Raw genomic sequence first — 22,604 nt, forward strand, 5'->3', positions numbered from 1 at the left:
GTCGTGAAGACCGTCTCCCGGGCCGTATCCGTCGCTGGGGGGACTAGGCGCCCGCGGGCTCCTCGCCGTCCTCCGTCTTGCCCTCGGCGGGCTGGATGCCGAGGCGCTCGACGAGCCACTTGTCGAACTCGATCGAGGCGCGCACCCAGCTCACCGTCGAGGAGACGAAGTGCTCCAGGCTGACGCCGGTGCCGATGAGCATCTGCGCCTCACCGATCAGCCGGACGGAACCCGCCTCGCCCTCCTCGCCCTCGTGGGCGTGGGTGTAGACCTTGGGCCACAGGGTGCGGCGGTTCCAGTCGTCGATGGCGTCCAGCAGGACGGGACGCTGGTCGAGCGCGTGCGGGCGGTCGTAGAACGTACGGACCGAGAAGACCTGCTGCTCGTCCTCGCCCCGGAACATGAAGTACGTCCGGAACTCTTCCCACGGCGCCGCGAGGTCGCCCTCGTCGTCGACGACGTACTTCAGCTCCATCTGGTCGAGGAGCTGCTTGACGAGGTCCTGGTCAGGGACGACGGGGCCCTCCGGTCCTGCCGCCTGCGGTTCGGGCTGGCCCCCGAAATTAGGAATCGAGGACGGATCGATGCTCACCGTTATTTCCCTTCGTGCGGTTGCGGCCATCCTCTCCCATGGCGGGCGGGGCATGGCAAGCCCGCACGGCCCCTATCCGCCACAAGCTGACACGCGGCGGGTGCGGAAAGGGGCCGGCGGGGCGGTTCCTCAGCCGGCGCGGCCGACGATCAGCCCGTCCTCGGCCCGGTCCACCCGTACGGTGTCACCGTCGCGGACCTCACCGGACAGGATCTCCTTGGCGAGCCGGTCGCCGATCGCCGTCTGGATGAGCCGGCGCAGCGGCCGCGCCCCGTACGCCGGATCGTTGCCCTCCTCGGCGAGCCAGGCCAGCGCCTCGGGCGTGACGTCCAGGGTGAGCCGCCGGTCGGCCAGCCGGGCCGCCAGCCGGTCGATCTGGAGCCCGGCGATGTGGGCCAGCTCGTCGCCGGAGAGGGCGGAGAAGACGACCAGGTCGTCCAGCCGGTTGATGAACTCCGGCTTGAACGAGGCCCGCACCACGTCCAGCACCTGCTGCTTCTTCACCTCGGGCTTGACCAGCGGGTCCATCAGGAACGGGGAGCCGAGGTTGGAGGTGAGGATCAGGATGGTGTTGCGGAAGTCGACCGTGCGGCCCTGGCCGTCGGTGAGCCTGCCGTCGTCGAGGACCTGGAGCAGGATGTCGAAGACCTCGGGATGGGCCTTCTCGACCTCGTCCAGGAGGACGACGCTGTACGGGCGGCGGCGGACGGCCTCGGTGAGCTGGCCGCCCTCCTCGTACCCGACGTAACCGGGCGGGGCGCCGACGAGGCGGGCGACGCTGTGCTTCTCGCCGTACTCGCTCATGTCGATGCGGATCATGGCCCGCTCGTCGTCGAACAGGAAGTCCGCCAGCGCCTTGGCCAGCTCGGTCTTGCCGACGCCGGTGGGCCCGAGGAAGAGGAACGAGCCGGTGGGCCGGTCCGGGTCGGCGATCCCCGCCCTGGTGCGGCGTACGGCGTCGGAGACTGCCTGCACCGCCTCGCTCTGGCCGATCAGCCGCCTGCCCAGCTCGGACTCCATCCGCAGCAGCTTCTGGGTCTCGCCCTCCAGCAGCCGCCCGGCCGGGATGCCGGTCCAGGCGCCGACGACGTCCGCGATGTCGTCCGGTCCGACCTCCTCCTTGACCATGGTGTCCTTGTCCTTCGAGGCCTCCTGCTCGGCCGCGGCGGCCTCCTCCAGCTCCCGCTCCAGGCCGGGGATCTCCCCGTACAGCAGCTTGGAGGCGGCGTCGAAGTCGCCGTCGCGCTGCGCCCGTTCGGCCTGCCCGCGCAGCTCGTCGAGGCGCTCCTTGAGCTCACCGACCCGGTTGAGGCCCTGCTTCTCCTTCTCCCAGCGGGCGTTGAGACCGCGCAGCTCCTCGTCCTTGTCGGCGAGGTCGCGGCGCAGCTTCTCCAGACGCTGCTTGGAGGCGGGATCGGACTCGTTCTTGAGGGCCAGCTCCTCCATGCGCAACCGGTCGACGGAACGCTGGAGTTCGTCGATCTCCAGGGGCGATGAGTCGATCTCCATCCGCAGCCGCGACGCGGCCTCGTCGACCAGGTCGATGGCCTTGTCGGGGAGGAAGCGGGAGGTGATGTAGCGGTCGGAGAGGGTGGCGGCGGCGACCAGCGCCGAGTCCGCGATCTGCACCTTGTGGTGGGCCTCGTAACGGCCCTTGAGGCCGCGCAGGATCGCGATGGTGTCCTCGACGGACGGCTCGGCGACCAGCACCTGCTGGAAGCGGCGCTCCAGGGCGGGGTCCTTCTCGATGCGCTCGCGGTACTCGTCGAGCGTCGTCGCGCCGACCATGCGCAGCTCGCCGCGGGCCAGCATCGGCTTGAGCATGTTGCCCGCGTCCATGGCGGAGTCGCCGCCGGCGCCCGCGCCGACGACCGTGTGCAGCTCGTCGATGAACGTGATGATCCGGCCGTCGCTCTCCTTGATCTCGGAGAGGACGGTCTTCAGACGCTCCTCGAACTCGCCGCGGTACTTCGCGCCCGCGACCATCGCCCCGAGGTCCAACGACACGAGCCGCTTGTCCTTGAGGCTCTCGGGGACGTCGCCCTTGACGATGCGCTGGGCGAGCCCTTCGACGACGGCGGTCTTCCCGACGCCCGGCTCACCGATGAGCACAGGGTTGTTCTTCGTCCGGCGCGACAGCACCTGCACGACGCGGCGGATCTCCTGGTCGCGGCCGATGACCGGGTCCAGCTTGCCCTCGCGCGCGGCGGCCGTGAAGTCGGTGCCGAACTTCTCCAGGGCCTTGTACTGGCCCTCCGGGTCGGGTGTGGTCACCCGGCGCCCTCCCCTGCTCGTCTCGAATGCGGCCAGCAGCTTCTTGGCACTGGCGCCCTGCCCGTCGAGGATCTCACCGGCGCGGCCGCCCTTCGCGGCGATGCCGATGAGCAGGTGCTCGGTGGAGAGGTAGTCGTCGCCGAGCTCCTCGGCCCGCTGGGCGGCGTCCTGGATGACGGCGAGCAGCTCACGGTTGGGCTGCGGCGGGGCGACGGTGGACCCGGTGACGCTGGGCAGGGTCCCGAGCAGCCGCTCGGTCTCGCCGCGCACCAGCGCCTGGTCGGCCTCGACGGCGGCGAGCAGGTCGATGATGTTCGCGCTTGCTTGCCGGCCTTCACCCGCCAGGAGCGCGAGCAGCAGATGCCCCGGGGTGAGGTCGGGGTGCCCGTCCTTCACGGCCCTGCTGGTGGCCGCGTTGATGGCGTCCCGGCTCTTGTTGGTCAGCTCGGCGTCCACGTGTGGTTACTCCTCCTCGCAGCGGTGAGTCATCGCATTGACCTGCTCGACGAAACAAAGTTGAGTCTACTCCACTCAAGGCAAGGCATGCACGCGTACCGGCCCCGGTGCGGCATCGGCTCAGCACCTGCCCGGTGCCGCGTCGGCTTAGGCTGCCCCCATGGCCCAGGCAGACGTACGCAACCCCACACCCGAGTACCTCGCGTTCTGGCGCGAGAGCCACCTGTCCACCCTGACGACCCCCCGCCCGGACGGCACGCCGCACGTGGTGCCGGTCTGCGTGACGTACGACCCGGAGGCCGGCGTGGCGCGCGTGATCACCGACGGCGGCAGCCGCAAGGTCGCCCACATCCGGGCGGCCGGCCCCGACGGGGCACGCGTGGCCGTCTGCCAGATCGACCGGGCCCGCTGGGCGACCCTGGAGGGCCGCGCGGTCATCCGCACGGAGCCGGAGACCGTCAAGGACGCGGAGGCCCGCCACGAGGAGCGCTACGGCCGCGCGCCCCGGATCAACCCGACCCGGGTCGTCATCGAGATCACCCTCGACCGGGCGCTCGGCAAGGCCTGACCACGCTCCGCCCGCCGCCCACCCGGACGGAGACAGCACAACGGCGCCACCGTGTTCAGGTCACGGTGGCGCCGCTGTGTGGGGGAAGCGCCGGAGCGATGGGTGACGACGGGGGAATCGCTCAGGCACTGCGGGGGGTGGCGGAAAGGGGTTCTGCGTCGATCAGCTCGTGGTCCCGCTGATCGAGGTTGACGAAGATCATGCCGTACCTGACGGCACAGCGGACCGGCTGCGGCGCGCCGCGGGGCCGGCGGAGACAGCGATAGGCGCGGACGTCCTCGTCCTCTTCCAGCACCACGACGATCGGCTCTCCGAACAGGGTGACCATCAACGAGTCGCCACGGCGGGGGAGGGCCGTGAGCAGATCGATGAAATGCCACCCTGAGCGATAGGCGGTTGCCATCTCGCGCCGGAAGGTGCGGTCGTCCGGCGGGGTGCTCATGCGACCGTTCGGGCCGAACCGATGCCCCAGGTGATATCGCCGGGCACGGCCGCCTGTGCTGTCGGCGCCGATGCAGCAGCCGCCGGGGCGCCCCAGGTAATGTCCTCGGTCCCCAGTCCGGACAGGGCCCCGAAGGCCAAGGCCGCTACGAACGCAGTGGCAAGCACCGAGCGAAGCATTCGCTTATACATTTCGGCTTCGTCCTCACTTGATGGATTCATCTCCCCCGCACCAAGACGATGTCCCACCTGGGCACTCGAACACCACCAGGTCGATGCATCATGTTCCTGTAGGTTCAGGAACATGGGGGGTGGAGATATGGCCACAAGTAAGTCAAAAGAGACACATCCTCACGGCATCACCGAACTGTGCGATGCGGGACAGCGCATCTACGCCAGCGCACTGCGATCCGGCCGCATACCTCGCGCCGACGCCGAACCAGCCCCGTGCCTGATGGACTTCGCCCTGCTCCACCCGGATCCCGACGACGTCGCCTGGCTCCGACCCGTGCCACCCTCCGCCGCCCTCGCGCAACGGCTGCATCCCATAGAACGCGAAATCCAGGAGCGCAGACGGCATTCCCTGGACCTGACCGAGTCCTTCGAACCCTTCATGGACATCAGTGCTCAGGATCCCCCCACCACCCACGCCATCACCGTGCTGGAGGGCAGCACACGCATCAACGCGGCCATCGACGTGGCCACCGCCGAATGCCACCACGAGGTACTCACCGTCCAGCCCGGGGGCGGCCGCAGTGAGGACATCCTCAGCAAGGGACTCGAGCGCGGCAAGGCCGTGGTCGACCGGGGTGTCGGGATTCGTACCCTCTACCAGCACACCGTGCGACACCACCAGGGCACGTTCGTCTACGCGGAGCGTCTCGCCGAAGGGGTCGAGATCCGCACCCTGGAGGAATTGGTCGAGCGCATGCTCATCTTCGACCGCACCGTGGCATTCATCCCGGCCCAGGACGACCGGACCGTCGCTCTGGAACTTCGGCATCCGGGACTCGTCTCCTACCTCATCAGGGTCTTCGAGCAGCTGTGGCAACGCGCCACCCCGCTCCTGGAGGAGGTCCTCTACGACCCCACCCCGGCAGGAATCAGCGGCGTCCAGCGATCGATAGCCCAGCTCCTCGTAGAAGGCCACGTCGATGATTCGATCGCTCGTCGCCTCGGTATGAACGTCCGCACCTGCCGTGCGCACATCGCCAAGATGAACGCCACGCTCGGCAGCACCAGCCGAGCCCAACTCGGCTATCTGATCGCGCGATCAGGAATTCTGGAGTCGGATTCCTGACGGTCGGCCGGTTTCCCGCCCCGACCCCCGGAGTTGGCCCTCGGCTCCGCCGACGTGTCCACCATCCCTCCACAACTAGGCTGACGCCACCGTCCACTTGTTGCACTGCATGAAGCAGGGGGGTTCCACATGGGCAGCGATGACCACAGAACAGGACACTCTCCGCACGGGAAAGCCGAGTTGTGTGATCCGGCGATCCGCCTGTACGAGGCCGCCCTGCGCGAAGGACGGCTGGCGCGTGCCGAAGTCGCCTCCGCTCCCTGTCTCATCGACCTGTCCCTGCTTCATCCCGACCCGTGGGACGACTCCTGGCTGCGTCCCGTACCGCCGTCCGCCGCACTGGCCCATCTGCTGCAACCCGTCTCCCGGGAGATCGACGAGCGTCTGCGCATCGCCGGGACGCTGAGCCGGTCGCTCCTGCCGCTGACCGCCGTCGCGCACAGCGACCCCAACCTGGCGATCACCGTTCTGGAGGGCATCGCGACGATCCAGGCGTCCCTCGACGAGGCCACCACCACGGCCACCGAGGAGATCCTCACGGCTCAGCCCGGCAGCGACCGCCCTCCCGAGACGCTGCAAGCGGCTCTGGCCAACGCCCACACCGCGATCAGGCGCGGCGCACGGATCCGGCACATCTACCAGCACCCGGCCCGGTACAGCAGCTCCGTCCGCGGCTACCTCGCCCAGGTACCGGAACAGTCCCTACAGGTACGCACCACCGAGCTGACCGTCGAGCGCCTGATCATCATCGACCGGACGGTCGCCTACATCCCCGCATCCGCCGACCGCAACACCGCCCTGCGGATCGGACACCCGGCCCTGGTCGCCTACCTCATCCAGGTCTACGAAGTCCTGTGGGCGCAGGCAGTCCCGCTCGCGGAGAACCAGCACACGGCCGCACCGGATGTCCCCGTCACCTCCGTACAACGCGGCATCGCCCGCCTCCTCGCCGAAGGCCACGTCGACGACGTCGTCGCCCGCAAGATGGGTATCAGCGTCCGCACCTGCCGCGCCCACATCGCCCGACTCATGCAGACCCTCGGCGCCACCAGCCGCACCCACCTCGGTGCCCTCCTCGTCCGGTCCGGCGTCGTGGAAGCCGACCGCCGCGAGCACTGACGCACCGGAACCGGTGCCCCCCGGCACCGAGGCGTGACCGCACACCGGGGAGTGCGCGGCCACGCCCGGGCGGCGGTCGTTCTCAGACGTCGCGGCGGGTGAAGAGGCGGGTGCCCGCGAGGGACATCGCCGCCGTCCAGCCCACGAGCAGCAGCAGACCGTACGGTGCCGCCAGCGCGTCCGGGAAGCCGGAGGCGTCGCCCAGCAGGGCGAACTGGGCGCCCTCCGGGAGGAATCGGCCCACCTCCGGAAGCTGGCCCAGCACCAGTACCTGGCCCAGCGTGCCCCAGACGACCAGGCCGAGGACCGCGGCGAGCCGGTTGCGGACGACGAAGCCGATCGCCGCGCCCCACGGGCCGGCCAGGGTGCAGATCGTCAGGACGGCCGCGGCGGTCGTCCAGGTGGAGCCGTCGACGGTCAGCCCGGAGTCCTTCGCCGCGAGCGCCGCGTAACCGACGGCGAGGGAGCAGACCACCGCCGCGACGCCGAAGACCAGGCCCGACACCGTCGTGGCCAGCAGCTTGGCGACCACGACGGCCGAGCGGCCGGGGGCGTACAGCACGGTGCGGCCGATCGAACCGGAGCTGAACTCGCCTGTGACGTGCAGCGCCCCGAGCAGCGTCGCGAAGAGCGCGGCGGACGCGCCGAGCCCGACGATGTCCTCCGTCAGCTCCGCGCCCGCGGACGCGGGGTCCGACTCCGCGTACACCAGGCCCAGCTGACCCAGCGCGCAGAAGGCGAGGGCCACCAGGAGGAGCGCCGGGAGGGCCAGCCCCGTACGGAGTTTGAGGAGTTCGGCGGAGAGCTGGTTGCGCAGGACCTCAGGCACGGGTGACCTCCGGACGCGGCGCGGTGTCCGCGCCCTCGACGAGTGCGAAGTAGGCGTCTTCCAGGCGGCCGCCGCCGCGCCGCACCAGCTCCTGGAGAGAGCCCGTGAACAGCACCGAGCGGCGCAGCACGACCACGTCGTCCACGCTCTGCTCGACCTCGGAGAGCATGTGGCTGGCGATCAGCACCGTCCGGCCCTCGCCGGCGGAGCGCTCGACCAGGCGGCGCATCCAGCGAATCCCGTCCGGATCAAGACCGTTCAACGGCTCGTCCAGAATGAGGAGTTCGGGGTCGGGGAGCAGGGCGACGGCCAGCGCCAGGCGCTGCCGCATGCCCGTCGAGCACGCCTTGACCCACTTGCGTTCCGCACCGTCCAGGCCGACCTGACCGATCACCTCGGCGATACGCGAGGACGGCAGACCCAGCGAACGGGCGGATATCTCCAGCTGACGGCGGACCGTCACCCGTGGGTGGAAGCCGATCGCGTCCATGACCACGCCGACCCGCTGCGCCCGCTCCTGGGCGGACAGCGGCTCGCCGCCCAGGACCTCGGCGCTCCCCGCGTCGGGGCGGGCCAGCCCGAGCAGAATTCTCAGCAGGGTGCTCTTGCCTGCCCCGTTGGGCCCGAGCAGGCCGGTGACCTTGCCCGGCCGCAGCGCGAAGCTCACGCCGTCGAGGGCCTGGTGGTCGCCGAACCTCTTGCTCACGCCGTCGAAGACGACGCTTCCCCCTGCCTGGGGCGGATGCTCTGGTCGCACGTGTTCTTCCTGTCCTGCCGTTCGGTCAGTTCGGTCCGCACGGACGCCGGTCACGCGTCGGTGGGGTTTCCTCAGCCAACCAGCTGGTCAGGCCGCTCCCGTGGCTCCAGGGACGCAGCTTCCTGCCGATCGTCGGGCAGGAAGCTGCGGCAGGCGGCGAGGATCTCCTCCATGTCCTCCACGGCCGCGTGCACCCCCTCCCCGAGGAGCACTCCCGTGGGGTTGAGCAGCACCTCGTCCACCCCGCTGCGGCGGTACGCGTCCAGCGCGTCCGCGATCTCCTGCGCGCTGCCCGCCACGACCACCCGGTGACGCAGCAGGGCGTCCGCGCTGCCCGCCGGGTCGTGCGGGTCGAGGGTGAGACCGGCCGCCCGGAGCATCGCCGCGTAGTGCGGCGCCTCGCGGTGCCCGGCGGTCGCGGCGAGAGCCAGGGCGCGTACGTCACGTCCCGGCCGGTCGACGACGACGTGGACGGCGGTGGCGATCCGGGGCGGCCGTGACCGGCCGGCCGCGGCGGCCCCCTCCTCCAGCGCGGGCCGCAGCGTCCCCGCCACATACCCCGGCGGCGTCATCCAGGTGATCGCGACGTCCGCGGCCTCCCCTGCCGTCCGCGCCATCCCGGGCCGCAGCACGCCCGCCCCCACCTCGACCCGCGGCGCGTGCGGGAGCACCGGCAGTGCGCCGTCGAGGTGGTGGTACGGGCCGCTGACCTCGACCCGCTCCCCGTCCAGCAGGGCGCGTACGGAGCGCAGGTAGTCGCGGACCGCCGTACGCGGACTGCCGTACGGGCGCCCCGTCAGGCCCGCCACGAAGTCCGGGTTGCCGATGCCGAAGCCCGCGACGACCGGTTGGTCGGTGAGCAGCGCCAGCGAACGGGCCTGGAGCGCCGCCTCGTACGGGTGCCGCAGCGGGAGCAGGGTCACACTCGTTCCGACCGGCACCGTGTGCCCCGCGCCCGCCAGATACGCCAGCACCTGGTGCGTCTCGGCCTGGAAGGACTGGCACATCCACAGACGGCGGGCCCCCGTGCGCCGGACGAGGGCCGCGAAGGGGGCGACGAGTTCCGGGTGGTCGGGCTGGAGGGGGTAGAGGACGGCCGGGTTCACGGGTGGACATCCTTCTGGTCGTGGGGCACGGCGAGGGCGGGGGTCCGGGCGGCGGCGGGGGCAGGGGTGTGAGCGGGCATGTGCGGGTCCGTGCGCGCCGGGACCGCCGTGGTCCCCGGCTCGTACGTCGCGACCACGGCCCGGTCCGGAGCCAGGTGGCGGGCGGCCGCCTCCGCCACCTGCTCGGGTGTGACGGCGGCGATCCGGTCCCGGTAGCCGTCCAGCCAGTCCGGCTCCAGCCCCGCCGCGGCGAACCCGGCCAGCGCGCTCGCCTCCTCCGTGCGGGTCGCGAGGGCGAAGCGGGTGAAGCCGGCCGCGTAGGCGCGGGCGCGGTCCACCTCTTCCCGGGACGGGCCGTCCTCGGCGAGGTCCCGGAGACACCGGGTGATCTCGGCGGCGATCCGGCCCGCGCCGCCCGGCGCTCCCGCGCACGCGATCTCCAGCCAGCTGCCCGCCCCGTTCTCGCGGAGACCGGCGGAGACGTCGTACGCGAGCCCGTGCCGGTCGCGCACCTGCCGGGCGAGCCGGGCGGAGGCGTACCCGCCCAGCAGCAACTGGGCGAGGTGGAAGGGGGCGTGCAGTGGATCGGCGGTGGGGACGCCGGGCCCGACGGTCAGGACGAGGGACTGCCCCCCGACGGCGTCGCGGCGGCCGTCCCCGGCGGTACCCGTCCCCGGCTCCGTGAGCTCCACCGGGCCCGGACGCGGGACGGGGCGTGCGAACGGCGGGAGGGTGAGCCCCGACGGGCCCCCCGACCAGGGCGTGAGCCGTTCGCCGACGAGGCGCAGCACGGAGTCCGGCTCCTCGCCCGCGAGGACGACCAGCGACGACCCGCCGGGCACGACGGCGCGGGCGTGGAGGTCCAGGAGGTCGTCGGGAAGCAGGGAGACCACATCCAGGAGCGGTGCCGTCCCCCCGGCCTCCGAGGACAACGGGTGCGGCCCGAACCCGTGCGCGAGCGCTGCGCGGCGCAGCCGAATCCGGGGCGCGGGCGCGCGCGGTGCGGCGGCCGCCCGGCGCTGGGCGAGGGCCACCTCGCCCTCCTCGTAGCGCGGGCGCAGCAGCAGTTCGGCCAGCAGGTCGAGCGCACCGGGCAGGCCCGGCGCCAGCACGCTGACGGAAAGGATCAGGGACTCGGCGGTGACGACGGTGCTGAGCTCCGCCCCGAGGTCGGCGGCCCGGTCGGCGATGTCCTGCCGGGTGCGGTCCCGGCTGCCCGTGCCGAGACAGGCGGCGAGCAGTTCCTGGGCGGCGGCGAGCCCCGGTTCGGTGCGCGCGTAGGGGATGGCGAGGCGCAGTTCCGCGAGCGGGGCGGCGGGAGCGTGCGCGGCGAGCACGCGCAGCCCGGTGGGGAGATCGGCGGACAGGGTGGTGCGCGGCCCGGTGGCGGGCAGGGGCAGGGTGGGGGGAACGCCGGTCGGGAGCGCGGCGGTACGGGCCCGGGTCATCCGACGGTGCCTTTCTGCGGGGCGAGTTCGGTCACGGTGACCGGTCCTTCGAGCAGCGCGCGGGCCGCCGCCACCACCTCGGCGGGTGTGGTGCGGCGAAGCTCGGCGGGGAGCGCGTCGGGTCCCGCCGAGCGCGGCAGGAGCAGGGCGTCGCGGCCGAGAGCGACGGCTCGGGTGGGAAGCGAGTCGGCCTGCCGGTGCCAGGCGACGAGCAGGGAGTTCACCGCCCGCCGGTGCTCGGCCTCGGGCAGGGGCCCGTCGGCCACGGCTCGCAGGACCGACCGCCAGATGTCGACGGCCGCACCGACCTCGGTGCCGGGGGCCCGGCCGAGCGCCGCGAGGGTCAGGTCGGGCGCGGCGGAGGCGAGCCACTGGCCGTGGTAGCCGCAGGTGACGGTGGCGGAGGTGAGGCGGTGCCCGTCTCGCACGGACCGGGCCAGCGCGGACAGCCGGGACCGGCCGAGCACCTGGGCCAGCACGGCGTGGGCGAGGTAGGCGGGGCGGTCGGCGACCGGGTCGGGCAGCGGATGCCCGACCGCGACGCCGGGGCGCACGGCGGGCAGGGGCGCGGTGCGGATCTCCGTCGCGGTGCGGGGCGCCTCGGCGGCGCGGGGCTCCCTCGCGGTGCGGGGCTCCCTCGCGGAGCGGGGTGCCTCGGCGGTGCGGATCTCCCTCGCGGAGCGGGGCGCCTCGGCGGCGCGGGGCTCCCTCGCGGCATGGGTCTGCTCGGCGGCGCGGGTCTCCTCGGCGGTACGCACCCCCGCGACGCGGGCCTCCTCGGCGGTGCGGATCTCCCTCGCGGCATGGGTCTGCTCGGCGGCGCGGGGCTCCCTCGCAGTACGGGCCACCCCCGCAGCGCGGATCTCTCCCGCTGCGCGGACCTCCCGGCGGATCTCCCGGCGGGCGACGGGGAGCGGGCGCGCTGCCCCGGGCGGCGGCAGTGCACCGGTGGACGCATGCCCTTCCGGCGTCCCCACCCCCGCGAACACCTCACGCACCACCGCCAAAACCCGCGCCGGGTCCACGTCCCCCACGACCGACAGGGCCATCCGCGGTGCCGTGTAGTGCGACCGGAAGAACGCCTCCACCTCACCGGCCGTGATGCCCGCCAGCTCCGCCGGCGTACCGAAGCTGTCCCTGCTGCCCGGGTACAGCGCACCCAGCGCCGATTCCCAGTACCGGCCGGCGTCCCCCGCTCCGCGGATCTCCTCGCCGATCACGTCGGTCTCGGTACGGATCACGTCCTCCGTGGGCGCGAAGCCGAGCAGGCGGCTGGCTTCCCAGGACAGGGCGTCGGGCAGCAGCTCGGCGGGGACCGTGGTGTGGAAGACCGTGTGGTCCCGGTGGGTCTCGGCGTTGCAGATCCCGCCCGCGCCCGCGACCAGCGCCGCGTACCCCTCCCCGGCGGGTTCGGCGGGACCCTCCCGGCCGGAGCGCGGGAACATCAGGTGCTCGACGAGATGCGCCGTACCGTGGCGTCCGGCCGGGTCGTCGTCGCCGCCCGCCGCGACGGTGAGCGCGACGGCGGCGAGGCCCCGCCCGTACTGCGGGACCGCCTCGACACACACCCGCAGCCCGCCGGGGAGCACGGACAGCTTCGGGCTCATCTCAACCGGCCTGGTTCAGCGGGCGGAACACGGACACGCACATCTTGCGGCTGTCGCCCCCGTCGAAGGGCTGCTCGCGCCAGCCCGCGTACCGGCCGACGAGCTCCAGGCCGGCGATCGCGCCGAGCAGGTCCAGCTCGCCCGGCCACACGTACCGCATCACGGTCGTCGCGGACTTCGGGGCGTCGCCGTCCAGGAACAGGGTGCTCTGCAGCATCATGTTCTGCGAGGCGGGCAGCACCCCCACCGACTCGATGAGCGCCCCGCGCGCCCCGATCGGATAGGTGGTGACCTCGTTCTTCTTCTGAACGTGGTAGTCGCTCGGGTCGAACGTCTCGATGACCACGTGCCCCTCCGCCGTGACGTGCCGGGCCATGGCGTGCATCAGCGCGATCTGCTCGTCGACCGCCATCGCGCAGCACAGCACGTTGAACGGAGCGAGGACGACGTCGAAGGGGCGACCGAGGTCGAGCCCGGCGAAGTCGCCGTGCACCGGGGTGATCCGGCCCTCGGGGTCCTTCTCCGCGAGGCGGGCCAGCATCCCCTCGGAGGACTCGACACCGGTCACGTCGAAGCCGCGTTCGGCGAGCGGAAGCGCCACCCGGCCGGTGCCGACGCCGAGTTCGAGGACGCTCGCGCCGGGTGCGGCGAGGGTGAGCAGGTACGTCGCGATGTCGTCGAGGTCCGGGGTGCTCGGGTAGATGTCGTCGTAGACACCGGCCAGCGCGTCGCTGTAGGCGACGGTGATCGCCGCACCGAACCCCCCTGCGGCCGCCGCCTGTTCGCCGTCGCCCGCAGCCTCGGTTTCGGGAAGCGCCACCGTCTCCATGGTCTCGGGGTTCTCCGTCGTCTCGGTCGTCGTGGTCATCGGGCTCACACTCCAGCGGTCGCGGTCGAGGGGGTTGCGGCGAGGTTGTTCTCGGGGTGCTCCGGGTCGATCCCCGCCGCGCGGAAGGCCCGTACGACGTGATCGGCCAGGTCCCCGGCGCCGGCCCCCTGGGCGTGGTCGACCAGCGCGGTGGCCAGCGCGAAGCTGCGGTGCTGCCCGAAGCTCATGCCGTCGCGGCCGGGGCGCGGGTCGCGCGGGTCCCAGGCGGCGGCGACGCCGGGGGCGAGCCGGGCGGTGAACAGCGAGGTGTCGCCGCCGAGCCCCGGCAGGTCCCGTACGGCGGCGGCCACCGCCCGTTCGGCCGGTGCGTGGTCGCCGTGCAGATAGACGACGACGCTGTCACGGCGCGGGTAGTCGTCCTCGTCGGACAGGACCTTGGCGTGGTACCGCGCCCCGGCGCCCTCCAGGGCGGCCAGCGCGGCGGCCCACAGCCCGACGGCCGCGTCCGCGTCGCGGGCGTGCAGGAACAGGCGGCGGACCGGGCCCGCGGGGACCGGCAGGGGCCGCGAACCCATCACGTAGAAGAAGCCGGGCGAGAGGGCGGGCCGCGCCGCCTCCAGGGCGACCTGCACCAGTTCGCCCGGTACGGGTGCGGCGGGGCCGATGAGCCGGTCGGCGGTGAGCCGTGCGGTGATCTCCGGCAGCCGTACGACCAGTTCGCCGCCCTCCCCGACCTCCAGCAGCCGTCCGGTGACCGGGGTCGTGGGGTGCGGGACGGCCGCGGCGAGGCGGCGTTCCAGCGCGGAGTCGCGCAGCGTGCGGCGGGGAGCGGCGTCCGCGTTCCGGCGGTGCGCCCCGTTCCCGGCGTGGAACTCCTCGTACAGCGCGTTGGTGAGACGGCCGCGCAGATCGCGCGGGCTGTCCGCGCTCAGCGTCCGCCCGGCGACCCGCGCTTCGAGACCGTCGGCGGTGACGTGCACGAGGTCGAGCGCGGCGACGAGCCGAGGGGCGAGCCCGGCCGGCCGGACCGGGGCGGGGGTGAGCGTCATCGGGGGCTCCCTGAAGGGGCGTCGGCGGGGTGTGGCACGGCAGGATGCGGCACAGGGGCATGCGGCACAGCGGAGTCGGCCAGGCGCAGGGTGGCCACCGCACCCGCCGGGTTCAGCAGCAGCGTCCGCCCGATCCCGGCGGCGGCGCGCGCCACCGGGTTGAGGACGGCGTGCGCCTGCGCCGTGGCGATGAGCCGGTCATACAGATGCCACCCCGCGAACCCCACGGCCCGTGCGGCGAGTTCGGGGTCCGGGGTGCGGCACTCGGTGTAGCCCTCCCAGAAAGCCGCGATACGGGGGATGTGGCGGCGCAGTCCGGCCGCGCCGCGCTCCACGATCTCCTCGTGGGCCAGGTCGAAGCCGAGCGCGACGGCATCCTGCGCCGTGGTGGGCTCGCCCGTCGGCGCGAAGACGGAGTACGTGGCCTGGAAGAGCCATTCGCCGACGAAGGCGCCGACGTCACGGGCCGGGTCGGCGAGCCGGAACTCCTCCCAGTCGCACAGGTAGAGCGCCCCGTCGTGGACGAGGAACTGGTCGAAGCGCAGGTCGCAGTGGGCGGGGGTGTGCGGTGCCGTACGCTCCCGCTCCCGCAGCCGGTGGAGCGCGGCGACGACCTCCGTATCGTCCTGGACGAGCTTCCAGGCGGCGATCTGCGCCATGCTGCGGTCCTGGACCTCGCTCCACGGAAAGGCCCGGAGCCAGCGCATCGGCGGCAGCGGGGCTTCGCCGGTGTCGATGGCGGGGGCCGAAGCCGGGTCCTCGCCGTCCACCGTCCCCAGCGTGTGCAGCGTGGCGACGGCCCGCCCGGCTTCCCGGCACAGCGCCTCGTCGAAGTCGCCGTCCAACGCGACCTCCGAGCCCGAACGGGACCCGGGCAGCAGCCGAAAGGCGCTGACGGCCAGGTCCCGGTCGGTGCCCAGGTGTTCGGGGGTGCGGAGCGGCGAACCGGCCGGCAGCCGGGCGGCCGACGCCTCGAAGGCGAGGGCGCGGTCGATCTCGGGCCGGCTGCCGTCGGGTGCCCGGGCGACGGTCTTGACGAAGACCTGCTGGCCGCGGGTGGTCGTACCAGCCCAGTTGTCGTTGCGGCCGCCGAAGGCGGTCAGCCCGTCCGGCGCGAAGGGCCCGAGGCCCAGCCGCTCCAGCAGCGCGTTCACCTCCGGCGCCGTGTCGAGTCCGGTCGGCCGGAACCTGATCAGCGCGGGCGCGTCCACCGGGGCGGCCGTCGTACTCGTCGTGGTCGTCATGACACTCCTCGGGGGACCGCCCGGCGGCCCTCCTCATCGATCAGCTCGGCAGTGAAGGCGAGATAGTCGAGCAATTCGTCGCTCCACTCGCAGTAGGTGGCGAAGTCCTGCATGTGCGTGACGACGCGGAGGACGGCGCAGCGCCCGACGGCCACCGGGTCGTACACCGGCCCCGCGGGCCCGTGGTCACCGCCCTCGCTCCCGTCGGCGTCGTACGCACCGAGGAACACCCGCTGGAGGGCCGTGACGGACAGCAGCTTCGCGCTCTCCCCCGCCGCCCGGTGAAGCGGCGAGGACCAGGCCAGCTCGACGAGGTCGCCCAGCATCCAGCCCAGGTCCAGCTCCCGGCGGCCCGCGCCCAGGTCCTCACCGGTGAGCAGCGCGACCCGGCCCCGGCTCCGGGGCGGCACGAGCGAGCCGGTCGACGCCCAGCCGTGGAGCGGCACGACCGGAGCTCCGGGGCCCGAGGGGCGTACGGCATCGTCCGCCCAGCCCAGCAGCCGCTCCGTGCGGTCGCCGCCCCACATCTCCCGCGCATGCCGGCGCAGCCGCGCGGCCGCCGGGGCGGGCGGCCCGGTACCGGACGCCCACGCCCGCAGTCGCTCCACCCCCGGGGGCGGGGGCGGCTGCGGGCCCGGGGGCAGGGGGACCCCGTGCAGGGCCCGGAGCGCCCGCGCGGCGGCGGCGAGGGAGTGGGCGACGAGCCGCCCGGCCTGCGGGCGGGGGTCCCGCAGCCAGGCGGCGGCCGAGGCGGACCCGGCAGCCCGGTGGAGCAGGCCGTCTCCGTACGGCGTGCCGGTGGCCAGCAGCGCGGTCCCCGCGGCGGGTTCCAGATCCGGTACGAGGGCGGCCGCCAAGGCGGGCACGCGGAGCGGGCCGATGCGCCTGGGGCCCGGCCCGTGCCACCACAGGAAGTCGCCGGTACCGCCGAGGCCGCTGTCGGGCGCCTGGTGAACCCGGGTGACCTGAAGGCCGGTTCCGTACGCGGCGACCGGATCACCCAGGACGGTCGGAGGACGTGCCACGTTCACGACGAGCCCCCGGCCGCGTCCGCGCCGACGCCCTCGCCGATGCCGCCCTTCCGGTGGGCAACGCACAGGTCGTACAGCTCGTTCAGTGGTGCCGAGCCGCCGTCCTCCACCTCACCCGTACGCGCGCTCCGCGCGGGGATCGTCGGGGCGAGCACCACTCCGGGCCGCTCGCGCAGCGCCGCCAGGTGCCCCTGCACGACCGGGCTCCCGAGCGCTCCGGGCGGCAGCGACGGGGCGACGCCGACCAGGGCGCGGGTGGTCTGCAGGGCGACCATCAGCGGGGTGTCGGCGACCCCGAGGGCGAAGCGGCCGACGAAATTCAGGGTGGCGGGATGGACGAGGATCAGATCCGCCCATTCCGCGATGTCCACATGGGGCACATCGATACCGGAGAACGCGTTCCAGTCATCGATGAAGACTTCTTTTCCGGAGAGCACGGCCACCGCGTCCGGCGACACGAATCGGCATGCGGAACGGGTCAGCGCGACCCGCTTCTCCGTGTCGGGAAAGGAATTCCCGAGCCAGTTGATCCAGAACGGCAGGAAGGCGACGCCGAGGGCTCCCGTCCCCACGACGAGGATGCGCTCGAAGTCCCGTTGCTGTTCCTCCACGACGCCTCCTGTGCGCGTTGGGGCCGGGGCCGGCCGGAGCATGCGCACCGCATCTCCGGCCGACCCCCGCGGCTCACAGCGAAGAGTCGCTGGTCAGCACTTGTTCTCGACGGTCTTCGCGGCGAGCGAGCCGAGAGCGGCGGCGCACTGCTGCGAGGAACGCGCGGTGATAATCGTGGCGCGGATGGCCCACGGGATGGTGGGGCTGAACGCCGGGGCGGCCTCCTTGCCGTCGTGCAGGCCGAGCTCCTCGGCGGAGGTGTAGGCGGTGTAGCCGTCGAACAGGTCCTTCTCGGTGACGTTCTGCATGAGATTTCCTTCGTGTAATGAAAGGGAATTGACGACCGGCCACTTCGCGCATCTCTCCGATGCCTGGTTTACCGGCGTCCGTTGCGGACAGAAAGAATGTTGACCCACGCCACCAGGTCCGCACCATTGGCTCTTACGGCATTGCCGCAAACGACAGTTCCCCGCGCGGGTGGAAGAGGATAGAACTACGGGTGTGAACACACCTGACGCAGAACAGTCTCCGGCGGAGCGGCCCGCACTGCGGGCGCTGCTCTCGTACGCGCGTCCGCACCGCGGCATCCTCCTCACGGTGCTGGCTCTGACCCTGGCGGGCAGCGCCGCCGGCCTGGCTCAGCCGCTGGTCATCCAGTCGGTGCTGGCCAAGCTCATGACGGGTGAGGGGCTGCGGGAAGACATCCTCCTGCTGTCAGGGCTGTTGCTCGCATCCATCGGACTGACCTGGCTGCAGTCCTGGCTCAGCGAGCGAACCGCCGAACGCGTCGTGCTCCAGGTCCGCCGCGGCCTGATCGCGCGTCTCATACGTCTGCGCACCGCCGAGCTGGACCGCACCGAGCCGGGCGGGCTGACCACGCGCGTCACCTCCGACAGCACGCTGGTCCAGCACGCGGCGACCAGCGGTCTCATCCAGCTCGTCGACGGGTCGATCCACCTGCTGGCCACGATCGTGCTCATGGGCATCGTCAGCCTGCCGCTGCTCGGCATCACCTCCGCCGTGCTGGTGGTCGTCGGCATCGCGATGGGCGTCGTCATGCCCCGGATCAAGCGGGTCACCACGGAGGCGCAGACCTCCGTCGGCGAGATCGGCGCGGCACTCGACCGCTCGCTCGGCGCGGCCCGCACGGTCAAGGCCAACGGCGGCGAGGCGAAGGAGACCGAGCGGGCGACCGAGGCCGCGAGACGCGCCTACCGGGCGGGTCTCAAGGGCGCCCGGTACCACGCGCTGATCGCCGTGCTGGCCGGGCTGATCGTCCAGGCCTCGTTCCTCGCCGTCATCGGCTTCGGCGGTGCGCTGGTCGCCATGGGCACCCTCGAACTGGCCGCGCTGATCGGCTTCCTGCTCTACCTGTTCAACCTGGGCGGCCCGGTCCTCTCCCTGGTCGGCGGCACCACCGCTCTGCAGCAGGGGCTCGGCGCGCTGGCCCGGATCGAGGAGGTGCGGTCCATGGCGGCGGAGGACGACGTGGACGGCACGCCGCAGGCGCCCTCCGGCCCGCCGCCGCGTGTCACGGTCGACGGGCTGACCTTCGGCTACGAGGGGCGCACGCCCGTCCTGGACGGCACGAGCTTCGTCGCGCCGGCGGGGAAGGTCACCGCGATCGTCGGCCCGTCCGGCTCCGGCAAGACCACGGTCTTCTCGCTGATCCAGCGGTTCTACGACACCGAGGACGGCCGCATCCTGCTGGACGACACCGACATCCGCTCCCTGGGCCGGGCCGAACTGCGCCGCCGGATCGCCTACGTCGAGCAGGACTCCCCGATGCTCGCGGGCACGCTGAAGGAGAACCTTCTCTACTCCGCGCCGGACGCGGGCGACGAGGCCGTCGCCGACGTGCTCCGCCGCACCCTGCTCGACGGCTTCGTCGCCTCCCTCCCGGACGGCCTCGACACGGCTGTCGGCGCCCGCGGCCTGGCCCTCTCCGGCGGCGAACGTCAACGCCTGGCCATCGCACGGGCCTTGCTGCGCCGCCCGCAGGTCCTGCTCCTCGACGAGGTCACCGCCCATCTCGACGGGCTCAGCGAGACCGCGCTGCGCCGCACGGTGGAGGAGGCCGCGCGCGACTGCACGGTGCTCCTCATCGCGCACCGGCTCTCGACGGTCACCACGGCGGACCGGCTGGTGCTGTTCGAGAACGGCCGGGTCAGCGACCACGGACGGCACGAGGAGCTGCTGGAGCGCAGCGCCCTCTACCAAGACCTCACCGCAACGCAGTTGACCGCCGGTCCGGCGGTCGCGACCGCGGGAACTCACTGACCGGCACCGGAACACGGCACGCTCCTGGGACAATTCCCGTACGCCGGTGAGCCGCCCGCCAGTGACTCCGTACGGCAGTGATGCTCCGCGAACACCCCCCCCCCAGCACGACCGAAGGGTTCAAGGATCCAGATGACCGACACCGCCTCCCTCCCACTGCCCGCCTCCACCGAGGACGACCACTACGGGGAGATCTCCGTCGAACTCCTCGGCGACAAGCGGGAGAAGCTCGTCGTCAGCGGCGAGCGGATCCCGACCGTCACCATCGTCCGCGCCCTCGAAGCGGAGGTCGACGACCACATCGTCATCGGCACCCGCGACCCCCGGCACCTGACGATCACGGTGGACGGCGAGGGCGCGACGATCAAGCCGGGCAAGGGCAAGCTCCGGCGGCAGACGTACCGGGTCGACGTCCATCACGCGGGCACGCACTACCGGCTCGTCCCGAACTCGATCCCGTTCAGCAAGCTGACCCGCGACGGCAAGCACCTCGGGGACTTCTCCTCGGACGGCGACCGCCGGGTGATAGCCGAATGGCAGGAGGAGGCCGGAACCCCCGAACCCCGCGACGCGGCCATCGGCTACGCGCTGTCGGCGGCGTTCGGAACGGGCGGTCAGCCGATGTGGATGATGCTGGTGGACGCGGTCAGCGCTGCCCTGCCCTAGGCAGGATGGAGACGCACGCCCGAAGTCCCCTGCCGGAAGTGAGACTTCCGGCAGGGGACTTCGACGCGGCAGGACGCATGCCACGGTCCGACGTCAGATCACGGACGCAGCCCTCTGATGTCGTCCGCGTGCAGATACGACACGATCGCCGCCTCGAACCGGGACTTCAGCTTCAGCTTGCGCACGATGCTCGACGTGTGCGCCCGGACGGTACGTTCCGTGATGCCCAGTCTCCGGGCCAGCCAGCGGTTCTGCTCCCCGCTCGCCAGCAGCACGAGCACTTCCAGCTCACGTTCGGTGAGCGTGGCGAAGTCCATCGCCCGCCGGCCGCCGCCGTGGGCCCCCGCCCGTCCACCGGTCCTCATCTGTTCGTCGGCCATCATCGTCACAGCAGTCTCCTCCATTGATCGTCACCGTCCCCCGTCCCGCGCCCGTCACCCGGACGACCGGGACTACCTGCTGCTTTACCTATGGATTACCCTTCCCCTCATCGGTTCGACGGTTGCGCGGCATTTGACCCGTGCCGCAGTGCGCCGTCGGTAGTCGTGCGGCACGCGGGGGGCGGCAGCGGTGAACGGCGGAAGCCTGTCCATACTCGGCCTGGACATCACGGAGGAGCGCGCCTACCGGCACTTCCTCCGCAATCCGGGCACCGGCACCGAGGACATCGGGGTGCTCCTCCACAGCCCTCGTGAGGAGGTGGAGAAGGCCCTCGCCCGCCTCGACGAGCTGGGCCTGCTGCGGACCGAGGAGCACGGCGTCTCGGCGGCCGCCCCGGAGACCGCGGTCGAGCGGCTCACGGAGATACGGCTGCGCGAGCTGCACGAACAGCTCCACCAGGTCACCAGGTCCCGGCACCTGATCGCCGAGCTGACCGCCGAACAGCAGACCCGCCCCCTCGCCACCCAGGGCATCGAGCGGCTGGAGGTGCTCCGGCAGATCCGCGACCGGATCGACGACCTGGCCTTCTTCGCACGCCAGGAGATCCTCTCCGTCGAGCCGTACACCGCCCTCACCGCCGAGAACATCGCGCACGCACGCCCCCTGGACACCCGGTGTCTGCGCCGGGGCGTGCAGATCCGCAGCGTGGTACTGCGGGAAGCGCTCGACCACCCGCCCACCGTCGCCTACCTCCGCGAACTCACCGCGCAGGGGGCATCGATCCGGGCCGCGGACACGCTGTCCGAGCGGATCCTCGTGTACGACCGCCGTACGGCCCTGGTGCCCGTCGACCCCTCGGACACCTCGCGCGGCGCGCTGGTCACCCAGCAGGCCGGCCTGGTCTCCAACATCCTGGCCCTGTTCGAGAAGATCTGGGCCGAGTCCACGGACCTCTCCACTCTGATCGACACCCACACCGCCCCCTCCGACGTGCTGTCCGAGATGGAGCAGCGCGTCATGGAGGAGATGTGCCGGGTCGCCAAGGACGAGACGGGCGCACGGAACCTGGACATCTCGGTACGGACGTACCGCCGCCATGTCGCCGACGTGCTCCGCATCCTGGGCGCGACCAGCCGTCCGCACGCGGCCCTGCTGGCCCGCGAGCGGGGCTGGATCTGAGCCCCGGGGCGCGGCCGTCCGGATCCCGCCCCCGGGAAGCACCGGACACGCACCCGGAGGCGGCGGCGGAGGGCCTAACCGGCCCCTTCCAGAACCCACCCCTCCAGCGTCCGGTCCCGCAGCGCCTCCGCGCACCGTTCCCGTACGCCGGTCACCTCCCCATCGTCCCGCCCGGAGCCGCGCACCAGGACGGTGATCCGGTCCTCCTCGATGCGCTGGCCGCACTCCCACTGCGCGGGCAGCATCCCGATGAGCCGGAGCACCGCGATTCCGGCGGGCGCGGCGTCGGTGGAGACACGCGCCACCGTGATCTCCACCGGGTCTTCTACTGCCAGCCGTTGACGCACTTCACCTTGCCCATGAACGGTGCGAGCGGCTTCGGCAGCGGTGCCCCGCAGAGCAGCCGGTTGACCGCCTCCTTCACCTCCAGGACGACTTCCCCGCCCCGGTCCCCGATCCCGGTCCCGGCCCCCGTCGTCAGCGGTGCGGCCGCCCCGGAAACGGTGCCGACCCCGGGACCGGCGGTCGCGTGGGCCGGTGCGACGGCCGCTCCGAGAACCAGTCCCAGGAGCAGTCCCCCCGTACCGATCGTCCTTCCGGTGAACGCGTAGACGCCCATATCTTCCTCCCCGTACGTCACGTGTCTCGTCGGCTCGTTCCCGCCGACACGCACCACCTTGGCAGCGGACCGAGCCGCTCCGGGCGGCGATCACTGTCAACTTGCTGCACGAATCCGGCCACTTGGTGCCAGCCATCGGCCACCACGACCACACGGCATCGCGGAGGCACCCGAACACAGGAAGACGGCCGGGGCGGAAGAACACGTGGTGTTCTTC

General features: G+C 72.4%; 23 protein-coding genes. 6 read left to right on the forward strand and 17 right to left on the reverse strand.

What is annotated here, in order from left to right; all coding sequences use genetic code 11:
• Positions 1-43: 43 nt before the first annotated feature.
• Both ACFWRV_RS34030 and clpB read right to left on the reverse strand, forming a co-directional pair.
• A complete protein-coding gene (locus ACFWRV_RS34030; RefSeq protein WP_384339778.1) occupies positions 44-592 on the reverse strand; it encodes a YbjN domain-containing protein in 549 nt (182 codons plus the stop codon).
• A 129-nt stretch (positions 593-721) separates the two neighbouring features.
• A complete protein-coding gene (clpB, locus tag ACFWRV_RS34035) occupies positions 722-3,322 on the reverse strand; it encodes an ATP-dependent chaperone ClpB (protein ID WP_384339779.1) in 2,601 nt (866 codons plus the stop codon).
• A 160-nt stretch (positions 3,323-3,482) separates the two neighbouring features.
• On the opposite strand from clpB, the gene ACFWRV_RS34040 reads away from it, so the two are divergent.
• A complete protein-coding gene (locus tag ACFWRV_RS34040; RefSeq protein ID WP_384339780.1) occupies positions 3,483-3,890 on the forward strand; it encodes a pyridoxamine 5'-phosphate oxidase family protein in 408 nt (135 codons plus the stop codon).
• 121 nt (positions 3,891-4,011) lie between these two features.
• On the opposite strand, the gene ACFWRV_RS34045 is transcribed toward ACFWRV_RS34040, so the two are convergent.
• Positions 4,012-4,332, reverse strand: coding sequence for a (2Fe-2S)-binding protein (locus tag ACFWRV_RS34045; RefSeq protein WP_384339781.1), 321 nt, complete (start codon positions 4,330-4,332; stop codon positions 4,012-4,014).
• 453 nt (positions 4,333-4,785) lie between these two features.
• Here ACFWRV_RS34045 and ACFWRV_RS34050 point away from each other — a divergent pair, with 453 nt between their 5' ends.
• Together ACFWRV_RS34050 and ACFWRV_RS34055 are read left to right on the forward strand one after the other, a co-directional pair.
• Complete coding sequence (locus tag ACFWRV_RS34050; protein WP_384339782.1) at positions 4,786-5,631, forward strand: helix-turn-helix transcriptional regulator; 846 nt, start codon at positions 4,786-4,788, stop codon at positions 5,629-5,631.
• 129 nt (positions 5,632-5,760) lie between these two features.
• Positions 5,761-6,750: a LuxR C-terminal-related transcriptional regulator gene (locus ACFWRV_RS34055; RefSeq protein ID WP_384339783.1), complete on the forward strand. Its 990-nt coding sequence runs from the start codon at positions 5,761-5,763 to the stop codon at positions 6,748-6,750.
• An 82-nt stretch (positions 6,751-6,832) separates the two neighbouring features.
• Here ACFWRV_RS34055 and ACFWRV_RS34060 read toward each other — a convergent pair whose 3' ends face one another.
• From ACFWRV_RS34060 to lxmA, 11 genes are all read right to left on the reverse strand, one after another.
• Positions 6,833-7,579, reverse strand: coding sequence for an ABC transporter permease (locus ACFWRV_RS34060; protein ID WP_384339784.1), 747 nt, complete (start codon positions 7,577-7,579; stop codon positions 6,833-6,835).
• Positions 7,572-8,336 (reverse strand): ABC transporter ATP-binding protein, encoded by a 765-nt coding sequence (locus ACFWRV_RS34065; protein WP_384339785.1) that lies wholly within the window; start codon positions 8,334-8,336, stop codon positions 7,572-7,574. Before ACFWRV_RS34065 ends, ACFWRV_RS34060 begins: the two co-directional genes overlap by 8 nt.
• A 71-nt stretch (positions 8,337-8,407) precedes the next feature.
• The gene (lxmJ, locus tag ACFWRV_RS34070) at positions 8,408-9,442 is read right to left on the reverse strand and encodes a F420-dependent peptide dehydroalanine reductase LxmJ (protein WP_384339786.1); all 1,035 of its coding nucleotides are present in this window, start codon (positions 9,440-9,442) and stop codon (positions 8,408-8,410) included.
• Positions 9,439-10,890: a M16 family metallopeptidase gene (locus ACFWRV_RS34075; protein WP_384339787.1), complete on the reverse strand. Its 1,452-nt coding sequence runs from the start codon at positions 10,888-10,890 to the stop codon at positions 9,439-9,441. Before ACFWRV_RS34075 ends, lxmJ begins: the two co-directional genes overlap by 4 nt.
• Entirely contained in the window at positions 10,887-12,497 is a 1,611-nt protein-coding gene (locus tag ACFWRV_RS34080; protein WP_384339788.1) for an insulinase family protein, read from the reverse strand. The genes ACFWRV_RS34075 and ACFWRV_RS34080 overlap by 4 nt, the downstream gene beginning before the upstream one ends.
• 1 nt (position 12,498) lies before the next feature.
• Positions 12,499-13,365, reverse strand: coding sequence for a class I SAM-dependent methyltransferase (locus ACFWRV_RS34085; protein WP_384339789.1), 867 nt, complete (start codon positions 13,363-13,365; stop codon positions 12,499-12,501).
• Positions 13,366-13,370: 5 nt separating this feature from the next.
• On the reverse strand, positions 13,371-14,375 hold the full coding sequence (locus ACFWRV_RS34090; RefSeq protein WP_384339790.1) for a T3SS effector HopA1 family protein: 1,005 nt from the start codon (positions 14,373-14,375) through the stop codon (positions 13,371-13,373).
• Positions 14,372-15,619, reverse strand: coding sequence for a class V lanthionine synthetase subunit LxmK (lxmK, locus tag ACFWRV_RS34095; protein WP_384339791.1), 1,248 nt, complete (start codon positions 15,617-15,619; stop codon positions 14,372-14,374). Before lxmK ends, ACFWRV_RS34090 begins: the two co-directional genes overlap by 4 nt.
• Positions 15,616-16,650: a hypothetical protein gene (locus tag ACFWRV_RS34100; RefSeq protein ID WP_384339792.1), complete on the reverse strand. Its 1,035-nt coding sequence runs from the start codon at positions 16,648-16,650 to the stop codon at positions 15,616-15,618. The genes lxmK and ACFWRV_RS34100 overlap by 4 nt, the downstream gene beginning before the upstream one ends.
• The gene (lxmD, locus tag ACFWRV_RS34105; protein WP_384339793.1) at positions 16,647-17,261 is read right to left on the reverse strand and encodes a peptide terminal cysteine decarboxylase LxmD; all 615 of its coding nucleotides are present in this window, start codon (positions 17,259-17,261) and stop codon (positions 16,647-16,649) included. Before lxmD ends, ACFWRV_RS34100 begins: the two co-directional genes overlap by 4 nt.
• A 93-nt stretch (positions 17,262-17,354) precedes the next feature.
• Positions 17,355-17,570: a lexapeptide family class V lantibiotic gene (gene lxmA, locus ACFWRV_RS34110; RefSeq protein WP_124268919.1), complete on the reverse strand. Its 216-nt coding sequence runs from the start codon at positions 17,568-17,570 to the stop codon at positions 17,355-17,357.
• Between the two features lie 193 nt (positions 17,571-17,763).
• Here lxmA and ACFWRV_RS34115 point away from each other — a divergent pair, with 193 nt between their 5' ends.
• Both ACFWRV_RS34115 and ACFWRV_RS34120 read left to right on the forward strand, forming a co-directional pair.
• Positions 17,764-19,542 (forward strand): ABC transporter ATP-binding protein, encoded by a 1,779-nt coding sequence (locus ACFWRV_RS34115; protein ID WP_384339794.1) that lies wholly within the window; start codon positions 17,764-17,766, stop codon positions 19,540-19,542.
• A 132-nt stretch (positions 19,543-19,674) separates the two neighbouring features.
• Entirely contained in the window at positions 19,675-20,208 is a 534-nt protein-coding gene (locus ACFWRV_RS34120) for a hypothetical protein (RefSeq protein WP_384339795.1), read from the forward strand.
• 98 nt (positions 20,209-20,306) lie between these two features.
• On the opposite strand, the gene ACFWRV_RS34125 is transcribed toward ACFWRV_RS34120, so the two are convergent.
• Positions 20,307-20,612 (reverse strand): helix-turn-helix transcriptional regulator, encoded by a 306-nt coding sequence (locus ACFWRV_RS34125; protein ID WP_384339796.1) that lies wholly within the window; start codon positions 20,610-20,612, stop codon positions 20,307-20,309.
• A 166-nt stretch (positions 20,613-20,778) separates the two neighbouring features.
• Between ACFWRV_RS34125 and ACFWRV_RS34130 the strand changes: the two genes are divergently transcribed.
• A complete protein-coding gene (locus ACFWRV_RS34130) occupies positions 20,779-21,768 on the forward strand; it encodes a helix-turn-helix transcriptional regulator (RefSeq protein WP_384339797.1) in 990 nt (329 codons plus the stop codon).
• Between the two features lie 74 nt (positions 21,769-21,842).
• Here ACFWRV_RS34130 and ACFWRV_RS34135 read toward each other — a convergent pair whose 3' ends face one another.
• Entirely contained in the window at positions 21,843-22,085 is a 243-nt protein-coding gene (locus ACFWRV_RS34135; protein WP_384339798.1) for a hypothetical protein, read from the reverse strand.
• Positions 22,086-22,093: 8 nt separating this feature from the next.
• Positions 22,094-22,387 carry a hypothetical protein gene (locus ACFWRV_RS34140; RefSeq protein ID WP_384339799.1) on the reverse strand — a complete coding sequence of 98 codons (294 nt, stop codon included), beginning with the start codon at positions 22,385-22,387 and terminating at the stop codon, positions 22,094-22,096.
• Positions 22,388-22,604: the final 217 nt, after the last annotated feature.

It is taken from the genome of Streptomyces sp. NPDC058576, from assembly GCF_042718715.1.
GTDB lineage: Bacteria > Actinomycetota > Actinomycetes > Streptomycetales > Streptomycetaceae > Streptomyces.

What these genes read in the sequence shown, in the direction of transcription:
- ACFWRV_RS34040 (WP_384339780.1), top strand. Translation starts at nt 3,483, where the DNA reads ATGGCCCAGGCAGACGTACGCAACCCCACACCCGAGTACCTCGCGTTC.
- ACFWRV_RS34045 (WP_384339781.1), bottom strand. Translation starts at nt 4,332, where the DNA reads ATGAGCACCCCGCCGGACGACCGCACCTTCCGGCGCGAGATGGCAACC.
- ACFWRV_RS34050 (WP_384339782.1), top strand. Translation starts at nt 4,786, where the DNA reads ATGGACTTCGCCCTGCTCCACCCGGATCCCGACGACGTCGCCTGGCTC.
- ACFWRV_RS34055 (WP_384339783.1), top strand. Translation starts at nt 5,761, where the DNA reads ATGGGCAGCGATGACCACAGAACAGGACACTCTCCGCACGGGAAAGCC.
- ACFWRV_RS34075 (WP_384339787.1), bottom strand. Translation starts at nt 10,890, where the DNA reads ATGACCCGGGCCCGTACCGCCGCGCTCCCGACCGGCGTTCCCCCCACC.
- ACFWRV_RS34080 (WP_384339788.1), bottom strand. Translation starts at nt 12,497, where the DNA reads ATGAGCCCGAAGCTGTCCGTGCTCCCCGGCGGGCTGCGGGTGTGTGTC.
- ACFWRV_RS34085 (WP_384339789.1), bottom strand. Translation starts at nt 13,365, where the DNA reads ATGACCACGACGACCGAGACGACGGAGAACCCCGAGACCATGGAGACG.
- ACFWRV_RS34090 (WP_384339790.1), bottom strand. Translation starts at nt 14,375, where the DNA reads ATGACGCTCACCCCCGCCCCGGTCCGGCCGGCCGGGCTCGCCCCTCGG.
- lxmK (WP_384339791.1), bottom strand. Translation starts at nt 15,619, where the DNA reads ATGACGACCACGACGAGTACGACGGCCGCCCCGGTGGACGCGCCCGCG.
- lxmA (WP_124268919.1), bottom strand. Translation starts at nt 17,570, where the DNA reads ATGCAGAACGTCACCGAGAAGGACCTGTTCGACGGCTACACCGCCTAC.
- ACFWRV_RS34120 (WP_384339795.1), top strand. Translation starts at nt 19,675, where the DNA reads ATGACCGACACCGCCTCCCTCCCACTGCCCGCCTCCACCGAGGACGAC.
- ACFWRV_RS34125 (WP_384339796.1), bottom strand. Translation starts at nt 20,612, where the DNA reads ATGGAGGAGACTGCTGTGACGATGATGGCCGACGAACAGATGAGGACC.
- ACFWRV_RS34140 (WP_384339799.1), bottom strand. Translation starts at nt 22,387, where the DNA reads ATGGGCGTCTACGCGTTCACCGGAAGGACGATCGGTACGGGGGGACTG.